Source organism: Cobetia sp. 5-25-4-2 (assembly GCF_013374075.1).
GTDB classification, from domain to species: domain Bacteria; phylum Pseudomonadota; class Gammaproteobacteria; order Pseudomonadales; family Halomonadaceae; genus Cobetia; species Cobetia marina.
Genome location: NZ_BLWK01000001.1, coordinates 808,043 through 824,299 on the forward strand (window position 1 = coordinate 808,043; position 16,257 = coordinate 824,299).

A 16,257-nucleotide genomic window follows, 5' to 3' on the forward strand; every position below is an offset into this window, starting at 1 on the left:
AGTGCAGGGAGGCACGGTGGCCTCCGAGAGATGGCGTATCGTCCAGGCCGGCCAACGGATGTCGCAATGGCGGTTGGCCGGCCCTGAAATGCGTCAGCGAGCTTGCTGGCGTTTGTGCGACAGATAGCCCTGATAGGCGTCGCGGACGGCTTCGCGTTCGCTGACTTCGGGAATGGCGACTTCCCACCAGTGCCCGCCTTCCTGGGTGGAGGGCAATGGATCCGTGTCGAGCGCGATGACGTAGGTCGTCGATGAGGACCGAGCACGCTCGAGCGCGGCGTCCAGTTCGCCAATCCCCGTGACCTGTTCGGCCTGACAACCCAGTGCACGAGCGTGCGCCGCAAAGTCCACCTTGGGAGCGCCTTCCGGAACGGTGCGACAGTCCTTGAGCAGGTTGTTGAAGCCGGCGCCGCCGGTGGCATGTTGCAGGCGATTGATGCAGCCGTAGCCTCGGTTGTCGAGGACCACCACGGTCAGCTTGTGGCCGAGCATCACGGAGGTGGCAAGCTCAGAGTTGAGCATCAGGTAGCTGCCATCGCCGACCACAACCACGACGTCCCGCTCCGGGCGTGCCATCTTGACGCCCATCCCGCCGGCCAGTTCATAGCCCATGCATGAGAAGCCATATTCCACGTGATAACTGCCGGGGACACTGGCTGCCCATAGCTTGTGAAGCTCACCTGGCAAGCCGCCGGCAGCACAGACCACCGTGGTGTCATCTGTCGCTTGACGATTCACGGCCCCGAGCACCTGGGCATCGGTTGGCAGCGAGAGCCCCTGATCAGCCATGACACTCTCGCGGACCGCTTCCCATTCCTGCTTGAGCCCGGATTGGCGTTGCACCCAGCTGTCTGGCGCGCTCCAGTCACCCAGCTCTGCCGTCAAGGCCTCAAGCCCCCGCAGGGCATCGCACTGCAGTTGCCGTGCGCCATGCTTGACGGCGTCGAAGCGACCGACATTGAGGTTGATGAGTGTCTGGCCGGCGGCTTCAAAGAGCGTGCGAGAGCCGCTGGTGAAATCCTGAAGCCGTGATCCGATGGCCATGATGACGTCGGCTTCACGTGCCAGCTGGTTGGCGCTGGCCGCGCCGGTGACACCGATTGCGCCCATGTTGCGAGCGTGGTCCCAGGGCAGGGCGCCCTTGCCTGCCTGTGTCTCGACCACTGGAATGCCGTGTTGCTGGGCAAAGGCGGCGAGGGCCTCGCACGCCTCGCTGTAATGCACGCCACCCCCGGCAATCAGCAGTGGCCGCTTGGCTGTGCGCAGTGTGTCCAGGGCTGCCACCAGCTCTTCCTGGGCGACGGGAGCGCGACGGATGTGATGCACCCGACGGGTGAAGAAGTCTTCCGGCCATTCAAACGCAAGCGTCTGGACATCCTGTGGCAGACACAGGGTGGCAGGGCCACAATCCACGGGGTCCAGCAGCGTGGCCAGCGCCTGGGGCAGGCTGGTCAGCAATTGTTCCGGTCGCGTGATGCGGTCAAAGAAGCGTGACACGGGGCGGAAGCAGTCATTGACGCTCAGGCCCGGGTCATTGAAGTGCTCGACCTGTTGGAGCACCGGGTCCGGTGCGCGGCTGGCGAAGGTATCGCCGGGCAGGAACAGCACCGGTAACCGATTGACATGAGCAAGCCCGGCAGACGTCACCATGTTGGTGGCACCAGGCCCGATGGACGAGGTACACGCCATGATGCGACGGCGATTGTTGGCCTTGGCGTAGGCAATGGCCGCATTGGCCATGCCTTGTTCGTTGTGGGCGCGATAGGTGGGAAAATCATCGCCCGCGGCGTGCAAGGCCTCGCCGAGACCCGCCACGTTGCCGTGGCCGAAGATGGCGAAGCAGCCACCGAACAAGGGGACTTCCTGTCCATGTTGTTCGATATATTGCCGGCTCAGGTAGCGCACCAGTGCCTGGGCGACGGTCAGACGCACGGTACCCGGCGCCGCCGCCGAGTGGAAAACGGGGCTCATTGCAGGACTCCTTCTGCGAGCGATGTGGCAGGACTGACATCCGCTGCGCCGCAATGGGCATCACGCAGTTGCTGCCAATGGGTGATCAAGTCGAGATAGTTGTCAGCGGCCTGACGAATCAGGGTCGCATCGTCAATGCTGCCTGACAGCCAGGCCTGGCTGGGGGCAGTGAACAAGGTGCGCCCGACGGTGAACCCCTTGCAGATCGGGAAACGCGCTGCCTGCTCGAAACCGCGTTTGACCTCTTCGATCGGCGCATCAAGCCCCAGCAGCACGACACCATGACACCAGGCGTCGCGAGCGCTGATGATTCGGCTGACGCGTTCCCAACCTTGCGTCGTCAGAGCGGGCAGTTTCCACCAGTCCGGGCGAATGCCAAGGTTGTAGAGACGCTCCAGGCTACGGGGAACGGTGGTCTCATCACAGGCGGGTGCGTCTGCCTGACGTGGCGGGATGACTTCGATGAGCAACTCATGCCCCGACATGCAGCAGGCGTCATACAGCTGGCGCAGGCGGGCTTCCTGATCGAGGCGCAGCGTGGCCTCATCGTCCGGGTGATAGAACACGAGGCACTTCACGATGTGGTGGCGCGGCCAGCGTCGCAACTGGCTACCGATGTCATCTCCATGCTGGAAGCGCAAAGGCCGCGAGCTTGGGAGCTCGACCGGACGGCCTACCCACCAGTCCAGTGCTGCCGTGTCATTGAGCGCATCCTGTCCCAGGACATCATCACAGAGAATGGCAGGGCGCTGGATACCGGCCTGTTGCGCCGCGCTGCGGGTGGCCTCTACCAGTAGCTGCTTGAGGCGTGGCAGGCGCTCGGGGTCGCCTTCGACATCGCGTGCCATGTCCAGGAATTGGCGACGGTGATCGAATGCCAGCCCCAGCACGCTCTCCCAGTGCGCTACCCGACGAGTGGTGACGCGATGCAGGTGGGTCAGATGATCATCAAGGTCCGGGCGTGGCACGGACTCGCGGCGGCTCAGGTAATCGAACAGTTCCGCTTCCGTGGGCATGGCAGGTGCACATCCATGGCGAGACACGACCAATGCGCCACATGCGTTGGCGTAATGACCGCAAGTGTCCCAGCTTTCATCGCGAAGATAGCCACGCAGGAAGCCACTCATGAAGGCATCACCAGCGCCAAGCACGTTCATGACCTCGACCTTGACGCCCTCGACCAGAATGCCGTCTTCCAGATGTCGTGGGATGTCGCCCTCGAAGATGACGCAGCCGCGTGCCCCTATCTTGCACACGAGCACGGCATCGCTGTGACGGCGAACCTCGCGCAGCGCGTCCAGCGTGTCGGTACTGTTGCCCGCGATATGAAACTCTTCTTCCGTGCCGACGATCAGGTCGAAGTCACCCAGCCAACGGGCCATGTGCTGACTGACACTCTCGTCCGCGACAAAGCGCGTCTCGCCATCCCCGATGCTGGTCAGCCCCCAGAGTACGGGGCGGTAGTCGATATCCAGCACGCGCTTCACGCCAGCCTCGCGTGCGGCATCCAGTGCCTTGCGGGCGGCACGTTGGGTGCGGGGAGTGGAAAGGTGGGTGCCGGTGATCGCCAGGGCGCGGGCTCGAGCGATGAACGCCGGGTCCACATCATCTTCATCAATGGCCATGTCGGCACAGTCGTTGCGTACGAAGAGCAGCGGGAACTGGTCCTTGTCCTTGATGCCCAGAAGCACCAGTCCGGTCAGACGTTCGGGGTCACGTTTGAGATGGCTGACATCGCAGCCGACCGAGGCGAGTTCCTCGCGCAGGAATTCGCCCATCTGCTCATTGCCGACGCGACCCAGCATCGAGGAGTTGAGTCCGAGGCGTGCCGTGCCATACGCCATGTTGCCGGAGCTGCCGCCCAGATATTTCTTGAAGCTGGTGGCGTCTTCGAGGCGCGCACCGATCTGTTCGGCATAGAGGTCGACGGCGACGCGGCCGAGGCAGATGACATCCAGGTCAGGTGAGTGAGGTGAGTGGCGCGTCATTGGCATGTCCCTTGATATAGGCCGGTGATGACCGGCATTGACAGTAATCGGTGCACGTCGAGGCGTTGGAGCAGCCTCGACGTCTCTGCTGCAGCGTGACCGGCGCGATGATGCCGTGTCAGGCCACCGTGGCGGCGTCCATCCGCTGGAATTCCGCCAGTTCCGCATCCAGGCTGGCCATTTCCTCGCCGCCGGCCATCATGTTGAGCACTTCCTCACGTGTGATGTCTTCCTTGCGCCAGCTACCCAGAGAGGTACCGCGCTTGAGCAGGGTGAACGCATCGCCGATGGGATAGGCATGATGAACGTTGTGCGTGATGAAGATGACCCCGAGCCCTCGATTGCGAGCCTGTGCGATATAGCGCAGCACCTTGGACGCCTGCTTGACCCCCAGTGCCGAGGTCGGCTCGTCAAGAATGAGCACCTTGGCACCGAAGTAGACGGCCCTTGCGATCGCCACGCACTGACGCTCACCACCGGACAGGGTACCCACCGGCTGGGACGGATCGCGGACATCGATCCCGATCTTGGCCATTTCCTCCCGCGCGACACGGTCAGCGAATGCCCAGTCGACACGTTTGAAGAGGCCAACCCCCTTGGTGGGCTCACGTCCCATGAAGAAGTTGCGGGTGATCGACATCAGGGGAATCATCGCCAGATCCTGAAAGACCGTCGCGATGCCGGCATCAAGCGCCTGACCTGGTGTCGTGAAGTTGGCAGGGGTGCCCTCGAGCAGCAGCTCACCGTGGGTCGGGGCATGTACCCCTGACAGGGTCTTGATGAGGGTGGACTTGCCGGCGCCATTGTCGCCCAGCAGGCACATGACTTCGCCTGCGTACACTTTCAGCGAAATGTCGGAGAGAGCGACCACATTGCCGAAGTGCTTGTCGACGGCCTGCATCTCGATCAATGGCGTGCGAGTGTCAACGGCTTTCGGGGTGTTACCTCTGGCGCGGTCTGCGGCGGTCGTGGTCTGTTCCGGCGCCTGTTGCAGGTTGGCATTGGCAGTCATCACTTGGCCTCCAGGGCTTTCTTGCGCACGTAGTTGTTGAACAGCACCGCGATCAGGAGCATGGCGCCGAGAAAGACCTTGAACCAGTCAGTGTTGACCCCGGTGTAGAAGATGCCCATCTGGACCGTGCCGAAGATAAGCGCACCGAAGACGGCCCCTACGGCAGACCCATAGCCGCCGGTAAGGAGAGCGCCGCCGATGACCACGGCAATGATGGCTTCCAGTTCCTTGAGCAGTCCGCGCGTCGTGTCAGCCGACCCCGTATCCATCACCTGCAGGCAGGCAAAGATGGTGGCGGCGACAGCCGTGAAGATGAACAGCACGATCTTGACCTTCATGACCGGGACGCCGACGTTGCGAGCGGCATTCACGTCGCCGCCACACGCGAAGATCCAGTTGCCGAATCGCGTGTAGAGCAGCAGCCAGGTCGCGGCGATGGCCAGCACGATCCACCAGACGATGGAGATCGGTACACCCGTGACGCTAGGGTTGCCCGCGAAGTTGGTCGCGATCCAGCCCTGCGCCGCCATCCAGCTGAAGAGGCCGGTGAATACCTCGCCGGAGAAGAGCGGGGCCAGCCAATCGTGATCCGCCAGTTCCTGAATGCCCCCGACTTGAGTGCGGCCGGTCGTCCAGCGCGTCAGGCCAATGGCCAGGCCACGAAGAATGAACAGGAACCCCAGGGTCACGATGAAGGAGGGCAGGCCGGTGCGCATCACCAGATAGCCGTTGATCCAGCCGATCAGCACGGCGCTGGCAAAGGCGAAGGTGATGGCCAACCAGAGTGGCCAACCGTATTGCACGGCAGGGATGGCGATCAGGATGCCGGCAAAGCCGATCATGGAGCCAAGGGAAAGATCGAACTCCCCTCCGATCATCAGCAATGATGCCGCGATGGCCAGGATCCCCAGCTGAGCGGAGACCTCCAGAAAGTTGAGTATGCCTGCCAGGCTGAACATCCCGGTCCCTGAGGCCGCGGCAGAGAAGAAGGCAAATACCAGGATAGTGCCGGCAATGGCACCGAATTCGGGGCGTTTCAGTGCGGCTTTCAAGGGGTGAACGCGGCGGAGGCGCTCGTCATCCGTCTCTGAAACAGCGCTCATGGCGTGATCGGTCATGATGTTCTCTCCTGGCGCCTCCTCGAGGAAGGCGCCATCTCACGGAAATGAAAGTGTTGCCAGATGGGAGAGCTCAGCGAATGCCTTGCTCTGACAGCTCGATGACCTGACCGGCATTCTCGGCGGTGACAAATCCCGGCCCTGTGGCGACATCGCCAGCCGGCATCAGACCGTGAAGGTGGTACTGATGCATGAAGACCACCGGCAGATAGCCCTGCAGGTACTGTTGCTGATCAATGGCAAAGTTCATTTCCCCGGCCTGGACGGCAGCGAGAATGTCGGGAGAGAGATCGAAGGTACCCAGCTGGAATTTCTGGGTGGCACCGGCTTCCTGCATGGCCTTGAGCATGGGTTCAGAGCTGAGGGGCCCCAGAGCCAGGATCGAGTCGATCTCGCTGTGTTGATTGAGATATGCCACCAGGGAATTCTTGATCTCGGTCGGATCGGTACTGGTCGCCAGCTCGTCTGCACTGCCGTCAAACCCCTCGATGAAGCCTGCACAGCGGGCATCCAGCCCCACGTTGCCCTGTTCCTGGTTGATGCACAGGCCGTGCTTGGCACCACTGTCCATCATGCGCTCAGCCGCAGCACGCCCAGCCTCATACTCGCTCTGTCCGATATGCAGGCGAGCACCGACGTCCTTGGATTTGTCGCCACCGGAATTGATGGTGATGACGGGGATCTTCTGGTCCACCGCATTCTTGATGCCCTTGCCCAGTGCATCGGCATCGGTCAATGAAATGATCAGGCCATCGGGCTGAGAGGCCACTGCGGCATCCAGCAATTGCGCCATCTTCGCCATGTCAAAGGTAGAAGGTGCGCGGTACTCGACTTTGACACCAAGCTCTTCAGCCGCATCGTCAGTGCCACGCTTGACGACAGACCAGAAGGGGTCGGAGTTCTGTCCATGGGTGATCATGACATAGCGCTCGGAGTCCGCGGCCCACACGGCATTGGCGGCTGAGGCTGCCAGCAGAGCCGTGACGATGCCGGCGGTGATGCGACGAAAGCGGGACGTTTCGTGGCGGGGCTTTCCGGTACGGGGATGGGCTGGAACTGGATGAGCGTGTGAATTGGCGTGGTTCATCGATGACTCCTGACGTCTCTGATTATTGTCGTTGTCAGTACGGGCTGCCGGATTGGCGTCTCGGCATCCCGTTTCAGTGCCTCTATGGGCGCAAGCAGGATCATTTCATTGTGTGAGGTGGTGTGCCGTCACGGTGGTGCCTGTCACTCAGTGGGCGCCCTGACACAAGGCAGGAACATGGCGTTCCGTTTTGATCTGCTTATGGAATGTAGATTCCAGAATTGGGGAATGCAACAGGAATATTCGATTTATTTTTGTATTGGAATTTTCATTCCATATGCCTACACTGCCAATCATCGCTCACTCGAGGTACGGCCGCTCCGACGCCGCATTGGCAGGTGAGCCGCGACAGGAGTTCCCATGGCTGAGATAACCCCCTTGCAGACGACTGCACGCCAATTGCAGTCATTTGAATCTCTCGAAGCGCATATCACGCAGCAGTATCCGCATCTGTCGCGCCGTCTTCAGCAAAGCGCGCGCTTTTTGCTGGATCACCCCCAGGAGGTGGCTTTCGGCACGGTGGCGGGGCTTGCCGAGAAGGCTGATGTCACTCCCTCGACGCTTATTCGATTCGCGAACGCGCTGGGGTTTTCGGGCTTTTCAGAGATGCAGAAGCTGTTTCGGGCTCGCCTGGTCGAAGCGGAGCCCAGTTATAGTGAGCGCATCAGGGTCGCCCGCGAGGTGACCGGCGAGAGTCCTGGCGCTCACGAGCTGTTGAGAAGTTTCTCGGCCGCCAATCAGCAGGCACTTGGCGAACTGCCAGGACGTATCGCGCCCAAGGATATCGAGCGAGCTCTCGATCTGCTGGAAGCCGCGGAGGCTGTTCACCTTCTGGGAGCACGGCGAAGTTTCGTCGTCTCAAGCTACCTGGCCTACTCATTGCGGCATATCGCCAAACGCGCCTTCCTGATGGATGGCATGGGGGCGATGTATCGCGAGCAGGCAGAAGCGATCTCCCGCCAGGACTGTCTGCTGGTCACCAGCTTCGCGCCCTATGCAGAAGAGGTGCAGTCTGCCGTCCATGTGGCGCGTGAGCGCGGTACCCCCACGATACTCATTACCGACTCTTCCCTGAGCCCACTGACTCACCACGCAGATGTCGTGTTGGTGGTGAACGAAGCCGAAGTGCAAGGCTTCCGAGGCCTGACGTCCACGCTATGCCTGGCCCAGGCACTTGCCATCGGACTGGGCGTTCGCCAGCAGGGCAGCGAGGAAGTGCAGGGCACCACACCGCACGACATCTCATTGCAGGAAGAGGGCGCTGCCAACCTTCGAGGCTGAAGTACGGCAAAGGCGAGCACTACAGGAGGTAGTGCTTGCCGACAATCTCTCTCAATTCGTTCGAGACGCAACAACAACAAACGCCATAGATATGGAGGACGCTTCACATGAAAATCGCTCTGCTGGGCGCCGGTCGCATCGGCCGTGTTCACGCTCGCGCCATCTCTGATCACCCCCTGGCGCAACTGGCATGTGTCAGTGATGCCTTCCCGGAGGCTGCCAATTCACTCGCTGCGGAATATGGTGTGCCGGTGATGACGGCGGAGGACATCTTCGCGTCAGCGGAGATTGATGGCGTTCTGATCGCCTCCTCCACTCCGACTCACTGTGACTTCCTTGAGCGTGCGGCCCGTGCGGGCAAGGCGGTACTTTGCGAGAAGCCGATCGATCTGGATCTTGCGCGAACGCGTCACTGTCTTGGTGTGCTGGCGGAGTACCCCGTGACCTGTGCTCTGGGGTTCAATCGTCGCCATGACCCTCAGTTCTCGGCGCTCAAGCAGGCGCTGGAAGCGGGACGAATCGGCGAACTCGAGATGATCACCATCACCAGCCGTGATCCAGAGCCGCCGCCCGCAGAATATGTGGCAGCCTCGGGAGGACTCTTCCGTGACATGAGCATTCATGATCTGGACATGGCGGTCTGGCTGCTGGGCGAGCCGGTCACGGAGGTGACGGTCAGTGGCAGCTGCCTCGTGGATCCAGCCATCGGTGAAGCGGGAGATCTGGATAGCGCACTCATCAATCTGAAGAGTGCTTCCGGCAAGTTGGTCTCCATCAGCAACTCGCGTCGTGCCTGTTACGGCTATGACCAGCGGATCGAGGTCTTTGGCAGCCAGGGCATGCTGGAGGCGCGCAACGAGACGGATACGCGCCTGCGCTTCACCGGCGTGGAAGGTGTGGTGGAAGAGCGTCCACAGTGGTTCTTCCTCGAGCGTTACGCGCAGGCCTATGTGCGTGAAGTGGGAGATTTCGTCACTGCCTGGCAAGAAGGTCGTGCCCCGCTGGCCGGCGCGCAGGATGGACTCGCCGCGCTTGAACTGGCCGAAGCGGCGTTGATTTCCTATCGCGAAGGGCGCCGGGTACTGCTCAGTGAGATTCGTTGAGCCCACTTCTCCCTGCTGCTGAAAAGGACAAGAACATGACACTTCTCGTGAGACCGCATGCCCCTGGTGAAGATGGAACGCTACTGGAAGTCACTCCGGAATCTGCAGGCTGGACACACGTAGGCTTTCGCGTACATCGCCTGAAACAAGGTGAGCGTTTCGAGCGCCACACCGAGAGTCGCGAACAGTGCCTCGTGCTGCTCTCGGGACGAGCAACCGTGCGTACCGGTGACCAGACGTTCGAGAACATCGGTGAACGCATGAGCGTGTTTGAACACCTGCCGCCGTACTCGGTGTATCTTCCGGACGGGATAGCCTATTCAGTGGAAGCACTGACGGAGCTGGAGATAGCCGTCTGCAGTGCTCCGGGGCATGGCAATCATGCCGCTCGCCTGATTCGCCCCGAGCAGGTGGCCTGTTCGACACGTGGCGAGGGGACCAACACACGTCACGTGCAGGACATTCTTCCCCAGACGGAGCCCGCCGATAGTCTGTTGGTGGTGGAGGTCTATACGCCCCCTGGCAACTGGTCCAGCTACCCTCCGCACAAGCACTGTGCCGACAATCTGCCGGAAGAGTCTTTCCTGGAGGAGACGTACTACCACAAGCTCAATCCGTCACAAGGGTTTGCGTTCCAGCGCGTCTATACCGATGACCGATCCCTGGATGAAACCATGGCGGTGGAAGATGGCTGCTGTGTGATGGTACCGGAGGGGTATCATCCCGCCGCCGCTCCACACGGCTATGAGCTTTATTATCTCAATGTCATGGCTGGCCCCAAGCGGGTCTGGAAATTCAAGAATGACCCCGCGCATGAGTGGATCGTCGACATGAAATGATGCCCGAGCCGCATGATGAGAGCTGCCTCACTGTCGACACTCTCATGAAAACGCCCTGCACAATGTGCAGGGCGTTTTCGTTGTGACGCATCAATCGCAGTCTACTGCGAGGTTGCCGACGATTTGCGTGTGCTCTCCCAGCGTTGGTGGGCCTCCGGGGAGTAACTGCGGGAAGGCGTGTGCTCGAGACCGATCTTGGCGGTACCGATCGACACCAGGCGCAGCAGGGAGGTTGTCGCGACAATCACGATGAACAGCGCCGGGACACCGCCGAGGTTGGAGAGCATCTTGATGCCATCGATCCCGACGAATGCGGTCATGATCCAGGCGACGGCACCGATGGTGCAGCCCCAGATGATCTTCATGAGCAGGCGGTCATTGGTATTTTCATCGCTGTCTCCGGCCATGGCAGCCTGACTGTCGGTGCTGCACAGCTGACTGATCGCTTCGGTATTGGAGTCAGCCGCCGTCACGAAGGACAGGAAGGCGATGATCAGGAAGACGATGCCGACCAGGCCGCTCATCGGAAGCTCATCGAACAGGGCATAGATGACGGAACCGGCACCTGAATCATTCAGCAATTGATACAGCGCGCCGCCGCTCTGCATATCGAATTCGATGGTGGAGCTTGCGAAGACACTGACATAGGTAATCGAGAACAGGGCGGGTGCGACCAGGTTGATCAGCATGAACTGACGCACGGTATAGCCACGGGAGATCTTGCCGAGGAACAGGGCGGAAATCGGTGCCCATGCCATCCAGTTGGCCCAGTAGAAGATGCTCCAGCTCTTCGGCCACGGATCACCATCAAAGGCACCGGTGAACAGGCTTTTCTGCATGAAATTGTTGAAATACTCGCCAGCCGCTTCCGTGCCGTAGCCGAGAATGGTCTGGGTCGGGCCACACAGGAAGACAAAGGCCATGAAGACGAAGAAGGCCTTGGCATTGATGGCGGATAGACGCGCGATGCCTTTCTGCAGACCGCTGGCCGCGGAGGCGGTAAAGCAGGCCACGATGGCGAGAGTCACCAGACCCAGCATCATGGTGCCGGTACCGGTGCCCAGGAAGCGATCCAGGCCGCCGGCAAGCGTCATGGCACCGGTTCCCAGCGAAGATGCCATGCCGCAGACCAGCGCAAACAACGCCAATGCATCCAGCGCACGCCCCTTGCGACCGATCAGCCTGTCACCGATCAATGGCACGAAAAGCGTCCCCAGAGAGAAGGGTTTTCCCAGGTTGTAATGCATCAGGGCAAACAGCAAGGCGGGGACGGTATAGATGGCATACGGCGTGAATGACCAGTGAAGGAACATGGTCGATAGTGCGAATCTGGCAGCCTCAGGCGTATTGGCAGCCACATCCAGTGAACCTGGCGGAGTATGCAGATGATAGAGCGGTTCTGCGGTTGACCAGAACATGATGCCAACGGCCAGGGTGGTACACAGCGTGATGGAGAACCAGCGCCATGGTGTCAGAATCCGACTGGCATTTTCTCCGCCGATTCGCGTGCGTCCCAATGGTGAAAGGTATGTCACCAGGCACGTTACCACCATGGCAAGCGCCGTGATCGAGAACAGCCAACCGAACTTGTCGAGCACCCAGTCATTCAGGGTGGTGGTGGTCGCGAGGAATCCTTCAAGATTGATGAGGCTCGCGGCCACCGCAACCATCAGCAGGATGAACGGTGGCCAGAAGACGAGTGGGCGGACGGATGAACCAAACATGCGCATTCCTATAATTTCTTATGAGGATGCGGATGCTAACTCATAAATTTCTGTTTTGTCAGCGTTGAGATTCGCTCCTCAACGGCGTATATACGCGCGCGTTCATGTAATGCGCTGGCAGGATTTGCGGAAAGTTCTGTCAAAACTTACTCCAGAAGTGCGCGCGTTCTGACCGCCACGCGGACCGCAGGGTCTACGCCACCGTGCGGGCCATGACGCTCAAGAGAAAACCACGACACCCCCGTCGCCTCTCGGCCCGGGGGTGTCGTGGTTTCTCCTTGAGGACTGCAGTATCACGCCATCTCGAGTTGGCTCAGATGGACTGGGAAGATTGCCAACGCTGATGGGCTTCTGCCGAATAACTGCGTGACGGCGTGTGCTCGAGGCCGATCTTGGCGGTACCGATGGAGACCAGTCGAATCAACGAGGCAGTCGCGCCGATGACGATGAACAGCGCCGGCACGCCGCCGAGATTGGAGAGCATCTTGATGCCGTCGATGCCGACGAAGGAGGTCATGATCCAGGCGACGGCGCCGATGGTCGAGCCCCAGATGATCTTCATCATCAGTCGGCCCTTGCTGCGGTCTTCGCTTTCGTTGCCTGCCAGAGCCTCCTGGCTATCCGAGCTGCAGAGTTGGCTGATGGCGTCGGTATTGGAGTCGGCCGCTGTCACGAAGGACAGGAAGGCGATGACCAGGAAGATCCCCCCCACCAGAGAGCTCATCGGTAGCTCATCGAAGAGTGCGTAGATCACCGAGCCCGCGCCGGAATCCGAGAGGATGCCATACAGGGCGCCGCCACTTTCCATATCCAGCTTGATCGTGGTGCTGCTGAACACCGCGACATAGATGATCGAGAAGAGCGAGGGCGCCACCATGTTGATCAGCATGAACTGCCGCACGGTATAGCCCCGCGAGATCTTGCCCAGGAACAGGGCGGAAATCGGTGCCCATGCCATCCAGTTGGCCCAGTAGAAGATGGTCCAGCTCTGTGGCCAGGGGTCATTGTCGAAGGCCCCGGTGAACAGATTCTTGCTCATGAAGTTGGTGAAGTACTCGCCAGCCGCTTCCGTGCCGTAGCCGAGGATGGTCAGCGTCGGACCGAAGGCGAACACGAAGATGAGAAAGGCGAAGAAGGCCTTGGCGTTGATGGCGGACAGGCGTGCGATGCCCTTCTGCAGACCACTGGCCGCTGAAGCGGTGAAACACAGCACGATCGCGAGGGTGACGATGCCCAGCATCAGCGGACCCGAGCCAGTGCCGAGGAAGCGGTCGATGCCGCCTGCCAGGGTCATGGCCCCTGTGCCGAGGGACGACGCCATGCCACAGACCAGGGCGAAGAGCGCGAGTGCATCGAGCACACGTCCCTTGCGACCGATCAGTCGGTCTCCCAGCAGCGGCACGAACAGGGTGCCGAGCGAGAAGGGCTTGCCGAGGTTGTAATGCATCAGGGCAAAGATCAGCGCAGGGACGGTGTAGATCGCATAGGGCGTGAACGACCAGTGCAGGAACATGGTCGAGAGCGCGAACCGCGCGGCTTCCGGGCTATTGGCGGCAATGTCCAGCGAAGTGGGCGGCGAGTGAAGATGATAAAGCGGCTCTGCGGTCGACCAGAACATGATGCCTACGGCCAACGTGGTGCATAACGTGATGGAGAACCAACGCCATGGGGACAACAGTCGCGTCGTGTTCTCGCCGCCGATACGGGTACGGCCCAGTGGCGAAAGATAGGCGATGAGGCAGGCCACCACCATGCTAAGCGCCGTGATGGAAAACAACCAGCCTAACTTGCTGAGTACCTGGTTGTTGAGATTGGTGGTGACAGCCAGAAAGCTGTCCAGATCGATCAAGCTCGCCAATACGGAGGCGAACAGCAGAATGAAAGGTGGCCAGAAGACCAGTGGACGCACGGATGCTCCGAACATGTGAGTTTCCTCGTTCTTGTTGTCGTGTCTTGCGATGTTGCCGGGGAGGGCGCCAGTCGATCAGGGGCATGCAGTGAACTGCCGTGCAGCGTAGGGCAGTGGTAAGAGAAAAATCTTCTCGGCTGTCGTCAATGGATGCGTGGAGGGCGTATTCGGGATAGTGAAAATTCGTGCATAAGCAGCAAGACCGCATGGGCGGCACCTTCTCGCCTCAGGTCTGAGCCTCGTCTCGCAACAATTCGCGAATCATCTCCGCACAGGTATCGAATATCGGGTGCGTCAGGCTAGGGGAGCGATGAAGTTCGATCTCCGCGGTAGGCAGCGTTGGCAGACCCATGTCCTCACCCAGTTCATACCAGTCTTCAGGCAACGAGCGTCGATCTGCCACCGTGATGGCATGGCCCTGATTGACGATGACCCTCAACCCGCTGGGACTCTGGCTGGTGGAATCGATACGCCAACCACGCTCGGCCTGCGTCAGGGCGGACAAGGCCCGTTCGCGATAGATGCATTGCTCAGGGAACAGTGCCAATGGCAGCGGAGCGCCGGGGTCCAGCACGAAGCGTTGATGCGCCGCCCACACCACAGGCTCGCGAGACAGCAACTCCCCCTGGCGTTGTGGGTTGTGACTGACCGCGATGACCAGATCCAGCTGACCGGCATCGAGCTGTTCCAGCAGTTCCGTGGACATCCGGCAGTGGATGTGTGGCCGGATCTGGGGATGACGCTCACTGATCTGTGCCAATAGCTGCGGCAGCCAGGTGGTGGCGTAGTCCTCCGGCAAGCCGAGGCGCAACGTGATCGGGTGGTCGTTTTCGCCAAGGGCAGCCACGGCTTCACGTTGCAGTTGCAGGATGCGGCGTGCGTAGCGCAGAAAGGTTCGGCCGGCATCGGTCAATTCCATATGCCGACTGGTGCGTATCAGCAGTCGGTAGCCGAGCCGTTCCTCGAGGGTGCTGATGCGCAGACTGACGGTGGACTGGGTACGGTGCAGATGGCGTGACGCCTGAGTGAAGCTCCCGCTGTCGGCCACCGTCACGAATGCCAGCAGCAGATCCGTATCCAGCGAAGGCAAGGGGCGAGGGGCGTTCACGCTTGATGTATCGGGTCTGCCGATGGATTTCATTGGAATGACTCGTTTCTCAAATGCATGGATTCTGGCCAGCATAGTGCCTGACCCACGAGCTGTCTTGCCCCCCAGCCCCATGACGTGAGGATACCTCCGTGACTGACCTGACTTCCGCGATGCCCCCGCCATTGGCCGATGCCGAGACCGTCGATCTCTCCGCGTTGGTCGATACCGAGCGTTACCCCCTGCATGACCCCCGATCTCCAGCGCTTGAGGCCACGATCGCCAAGGCGCGTGAAGATCTCGAGCGTGAGGGATGCGCCGTATTGAGAGGTTTTCTGCGTCCGGAGCGCCTGGCGCAGATGCAGGCGGAAACGGCTCGTCTCGCCGAGTGCGCGTTCTTCAACACTCGCGAGGTGAATGCCTATTTCACGGCCGATGACGACCGCTTGCCCCACCAGGATCCGCGTCGCCTGTTCATGACCCGCACCAGTGGCTTCGTGACGCGCGACATGATTCCTGCCGATAGCCTGATGCAGCGGCTGTACGTCTCGCAGGCCATGAAGCAACTGGTGTCGGCCTGTCTTGGGCGCGAGCGGGTGTACGAGTATGCCGACCCCTTTGCCGGGCTCGTGCTCAACGTGCTGCCAGAGGGCACCGAGCAACCCTGGCACTACGACACCAACGAATTCATCGTCACCATGATGACCCAACGGCCCGAAAGCGGTGGTCAGTTCGAGTATTGTCCCGGCATCCGCACCCCCAACGATGAGCATTACGCTGCCGTGGGCGAAGTGATCCGGGGAGAGTCGCGTGAAGCGGTGAAGACCCTGAGTCTCAACCCGGGGGATCTGCAGTTGTTCAAGGGGCGGTTCAGTCTGCACCGCGTCACGCAGGTGTCGGGTGAGGTGCCCCGACTGACGGCGATCTTCGCCTATTCCGAAACGCCGGGAGTGGTGGGGCGACTGGAACGCACGCGCCAGCTGTATGGGCGCGTCTCGGAGCAGCACATTCTGGCGGAAGCCCGATACGTCCAGCGCGCCGACGGTCTGCTCGACTGATCGATGTCCGGTATACCCGTGACGCCTTCTCAACTTGCATGCGCCTTTCGGGCGCTTGATCGAACACTCCCCACAGGGCA

Annotated in this window: 12 protein-coding genes; 4 read left to right on the top strand and 8 right to left on the bottom strand. The window is 60.8% G+C overall.

Annotated features, from left to right (window positions below; genetic code table 11):
- Positions 1–93 precede the first annotated feature (93 nt).
- The 5 genes from iolD to HXS65_RS03530 form a co-directional block, all read right to left on the bottom strand.
- Positions 94–1,971 (bottom strand): 3D-(3,5/4)-trihydroxycyclohexane-1,2-dione acylhydrolase (decyclizing), encoded by a 1,878-nt coding sequence (gene iolD, locus HXS65_RS03510; RefSeq protein WP_176493106.1) that lies wholly within the window; start codon positions 1,969–1,971, stop codon positions 94–96.
- Positions 1,968–3,959: a 5-dehydro-2-deoxygluconokinase gene (gene iolC, locus HXS65_RS03515; RefSeq protein WP_176493107.1), complete on the bottom strand. Its 1,992-nt coding sequence runs from the start codon at positions 3,957–3,959 to the stop codon at positions 1,968–1,970. Before iolC ends, iolD begins: the two co-directional genes overlap by 4 nt.
- Positions 3,960–4,077: 118 nt before the next feature.
- Positions 4,078–4,860, bottom strand: a complete 783-nt coding sequence (locus HXS65_RS03520; RefSeq protein WP_084209753.1) for an ATP-binding cassette domain-containing protein — start codon at positions 4,858–4,860, stop codon at positions 4,078–4,080.
- A gap of 110 nt (positions 4,861–4,970) precedes the next feature.
- Entirely contained in the window at positions 4,971–6,089 is a 1,119-nt protein-coding gene (locus HXS65_RS03525; protein WP_176426449.1) for an ABC transporter permease, read from the bottom strand.
- Positions 6,090–6,162: 73 nt separating this feature from the next.
- Entirely contained in the window at positions 6,163–7,176 is a 1,014-nt protein-coding gene (locus HXS65_RS03530) for a sugar ABC transporter substrate-binding protein (protein WP_176493109.1), read from the bottom strand.
- A 360-nt stretch (positions 7,177–7,536) separates the two neighbouring features.
- Between HXS65_RS03530 and HXS65_RS03535 the strand changes: the two genes are divergently transcribed.
- The 3 genes from HXS65_RS03535 to iolB all read left to right on the top strand — a co-directional run bounded on the left by HXS65_RS03535 (position 7,537) and on the right by iolB (position 10,399).
- Entirely contained in the window at positions 7,537–8,457 is a 921-nt protein-coding gene (locus tag HXS65_RS03535) for a MurR/RpiR family transcriptional regulator (protein WP_176493110.1), read from the top strand.
- Positions 8,458–8,564: 107 nt separating this feature from the next.
- Complete coding sequence (iolG, locus tag HXS65_RS03540) at positions 8,565–9,560, top strand: inositol 2-dehydrogenase (protein ID WP_176493111.1); 996 nt, start codon at positions 8,565–8,567, stop codon at positions 9,558–9,560.
- Positions 9,561–9,595: 35 nt separating this feature from the next.
- The gene (gene iolB / locus HXS65_RS03545) at positions 9,596–10,399 is read left to right on the top strand and encodes a 5-deoxy-glucuronate isomerase (RefSeq protein ID WP_084208911.1); all 804 of its coding nucleotides are present in this window, start codon (positions 9,596–9,598) and stop codon (positions 10,397–10,399) included.
- A gap of 101 nt (positions 10,400–10,500) precedes the next feature.
- On the opposite strand, the gene HXS65_RS03550 is transcribed toward iolB, so the two are convergent.
- The 3 genes from HXS65_RS03550 to HXS65_RS03560 all read right to left on the bottom strand — a co-directional run bounded on the left by HXS65_RS03550 (position 10,501) and on the right by HXS65_RS03560 (position 15,140).
- Complete coding sequence (locus HXS65_RS03550; RefSeq protein WP_176493112.1) at positions 10,501–12,123, bottom strand: BCCT family transporter; 1,623 nt, start codon at positions 12,121–12,123, stop codon at positions 10,501–10,503.
- A gap of 313 nt (positions 12,124–12,436) precedes the next feature.
- Positions 12,437–14,047 carry a BCCT family transporter gene (locus tag HXS65_RS03555; protein WP_176493113.1) on the bottom strand — a complete coding sequence of 537 codons (1,611 nt, stop codon included), beginning with the start codon at positions 14,045–14,047 and terminating at the stop codon, positions 12,437–12,439.
- A 211-nt stretch (positions 14,048–14,258) separates the two neighbouring features.
- Positions 14,259–15,140: a LysR substrate-binding domain-containing protein gene (locus HXS65_RS03560; RefSeq protein ID WP_255304404.1), complete on the bottom strand. Its 882-nt coding sequence runs from the start codon at positions 15,138–15,140 to the stop codon at positions 14,259–14,261.
- Positions 15,141–15,271: 131 nt separating this feature from the next.
- Here HXS65_RS03560 and HXS65_RS03565 point away from each other — a divergent pair, with 131 nt between their 5' ends.
- Positions 15,272–16,177, top strand: a complete 906-nt coding sequence (locus tag HXS65_RS03565; RefSeq protein WP_308483172.1) for a phytanoyl-CoA dioxygenase family protein — start codon at positions 15,272–15,274, stop codon at positions 16,175–16,177.
- Positions 16,178–16,257: the final 80 nt, after the last annotated feature.

Bases quoted from the DNA above. Each gene is read 5' to 3' on its own strand.
- iolD (WP_176493106.1), bottom strand. From the start codon at position 1,971: ATGAGCCCCGTTTTCCACTCGGCGGCGGCGCCGGGTACCGTGCGTCTG.
- iolC (WP_176493107.1), bottom strand. From the start codon at position 3,959: ATGACGCGCCACTCACCTCACTCACCTGACCTGGATGTCATCTGCCTC.
- HXS65_RS03520 (WP_084209753.1), bottom strand. From the start codon at position 4,860: ATGCAGGCCGTCGACAAGCACTTCGGCAATGTGGTCGCTCTCTCCGAC.
- HXS65_RS03525 (WP_176426449.1), bottom strand. From the start codon at position 6,089: ATGACCGATCACGCCATGAGCGCTGTTTCAGAGACGGATGACGAGCGC.
- HXS65_RS03530 (WP_176493109.1), bottom strand. From the start codon at position 7,176: ATGAACCACGCCAATTCACACGCTCATCCAGTTCCAGCCCATCCCCGT.
- HXS65_RS03535 (WP_176493110.1), top strand. From the start codon at position 7,537: ATGGCTGAGATAACCCCCTTGCAGACGACTGCACGCCAATTGCAGTCA.
- iolG (WP_176493111.1), top strand. From the start codon at position 8,565: ATGAAAATCGCTCTGCTGGGCGCCGGTCGCATCGGCCGTGTTCACGCT.
- iolB (WP_084208911.1), top strand. From the start codon at position 9,596: ATGACACTTCTCGTGAGACCGCATGCCCCTGGTGAAGATGGAACGCTA.
- HXS65_RS03550 (WP_176493112.1), bottom strand. From the start codon at position 12,123: ATGTTTGGTTCATCCGTCCGCCCACTCGTCTTCTGGCCACCGTTCATC.
- HXS65_RS03555 (WP_176493113.1), bottom strand. From the start codon at position 14,047: ATGTTCGGAGCATCCGTGCGTCCACTGGTCTTCTGGCCACCTTTCATT.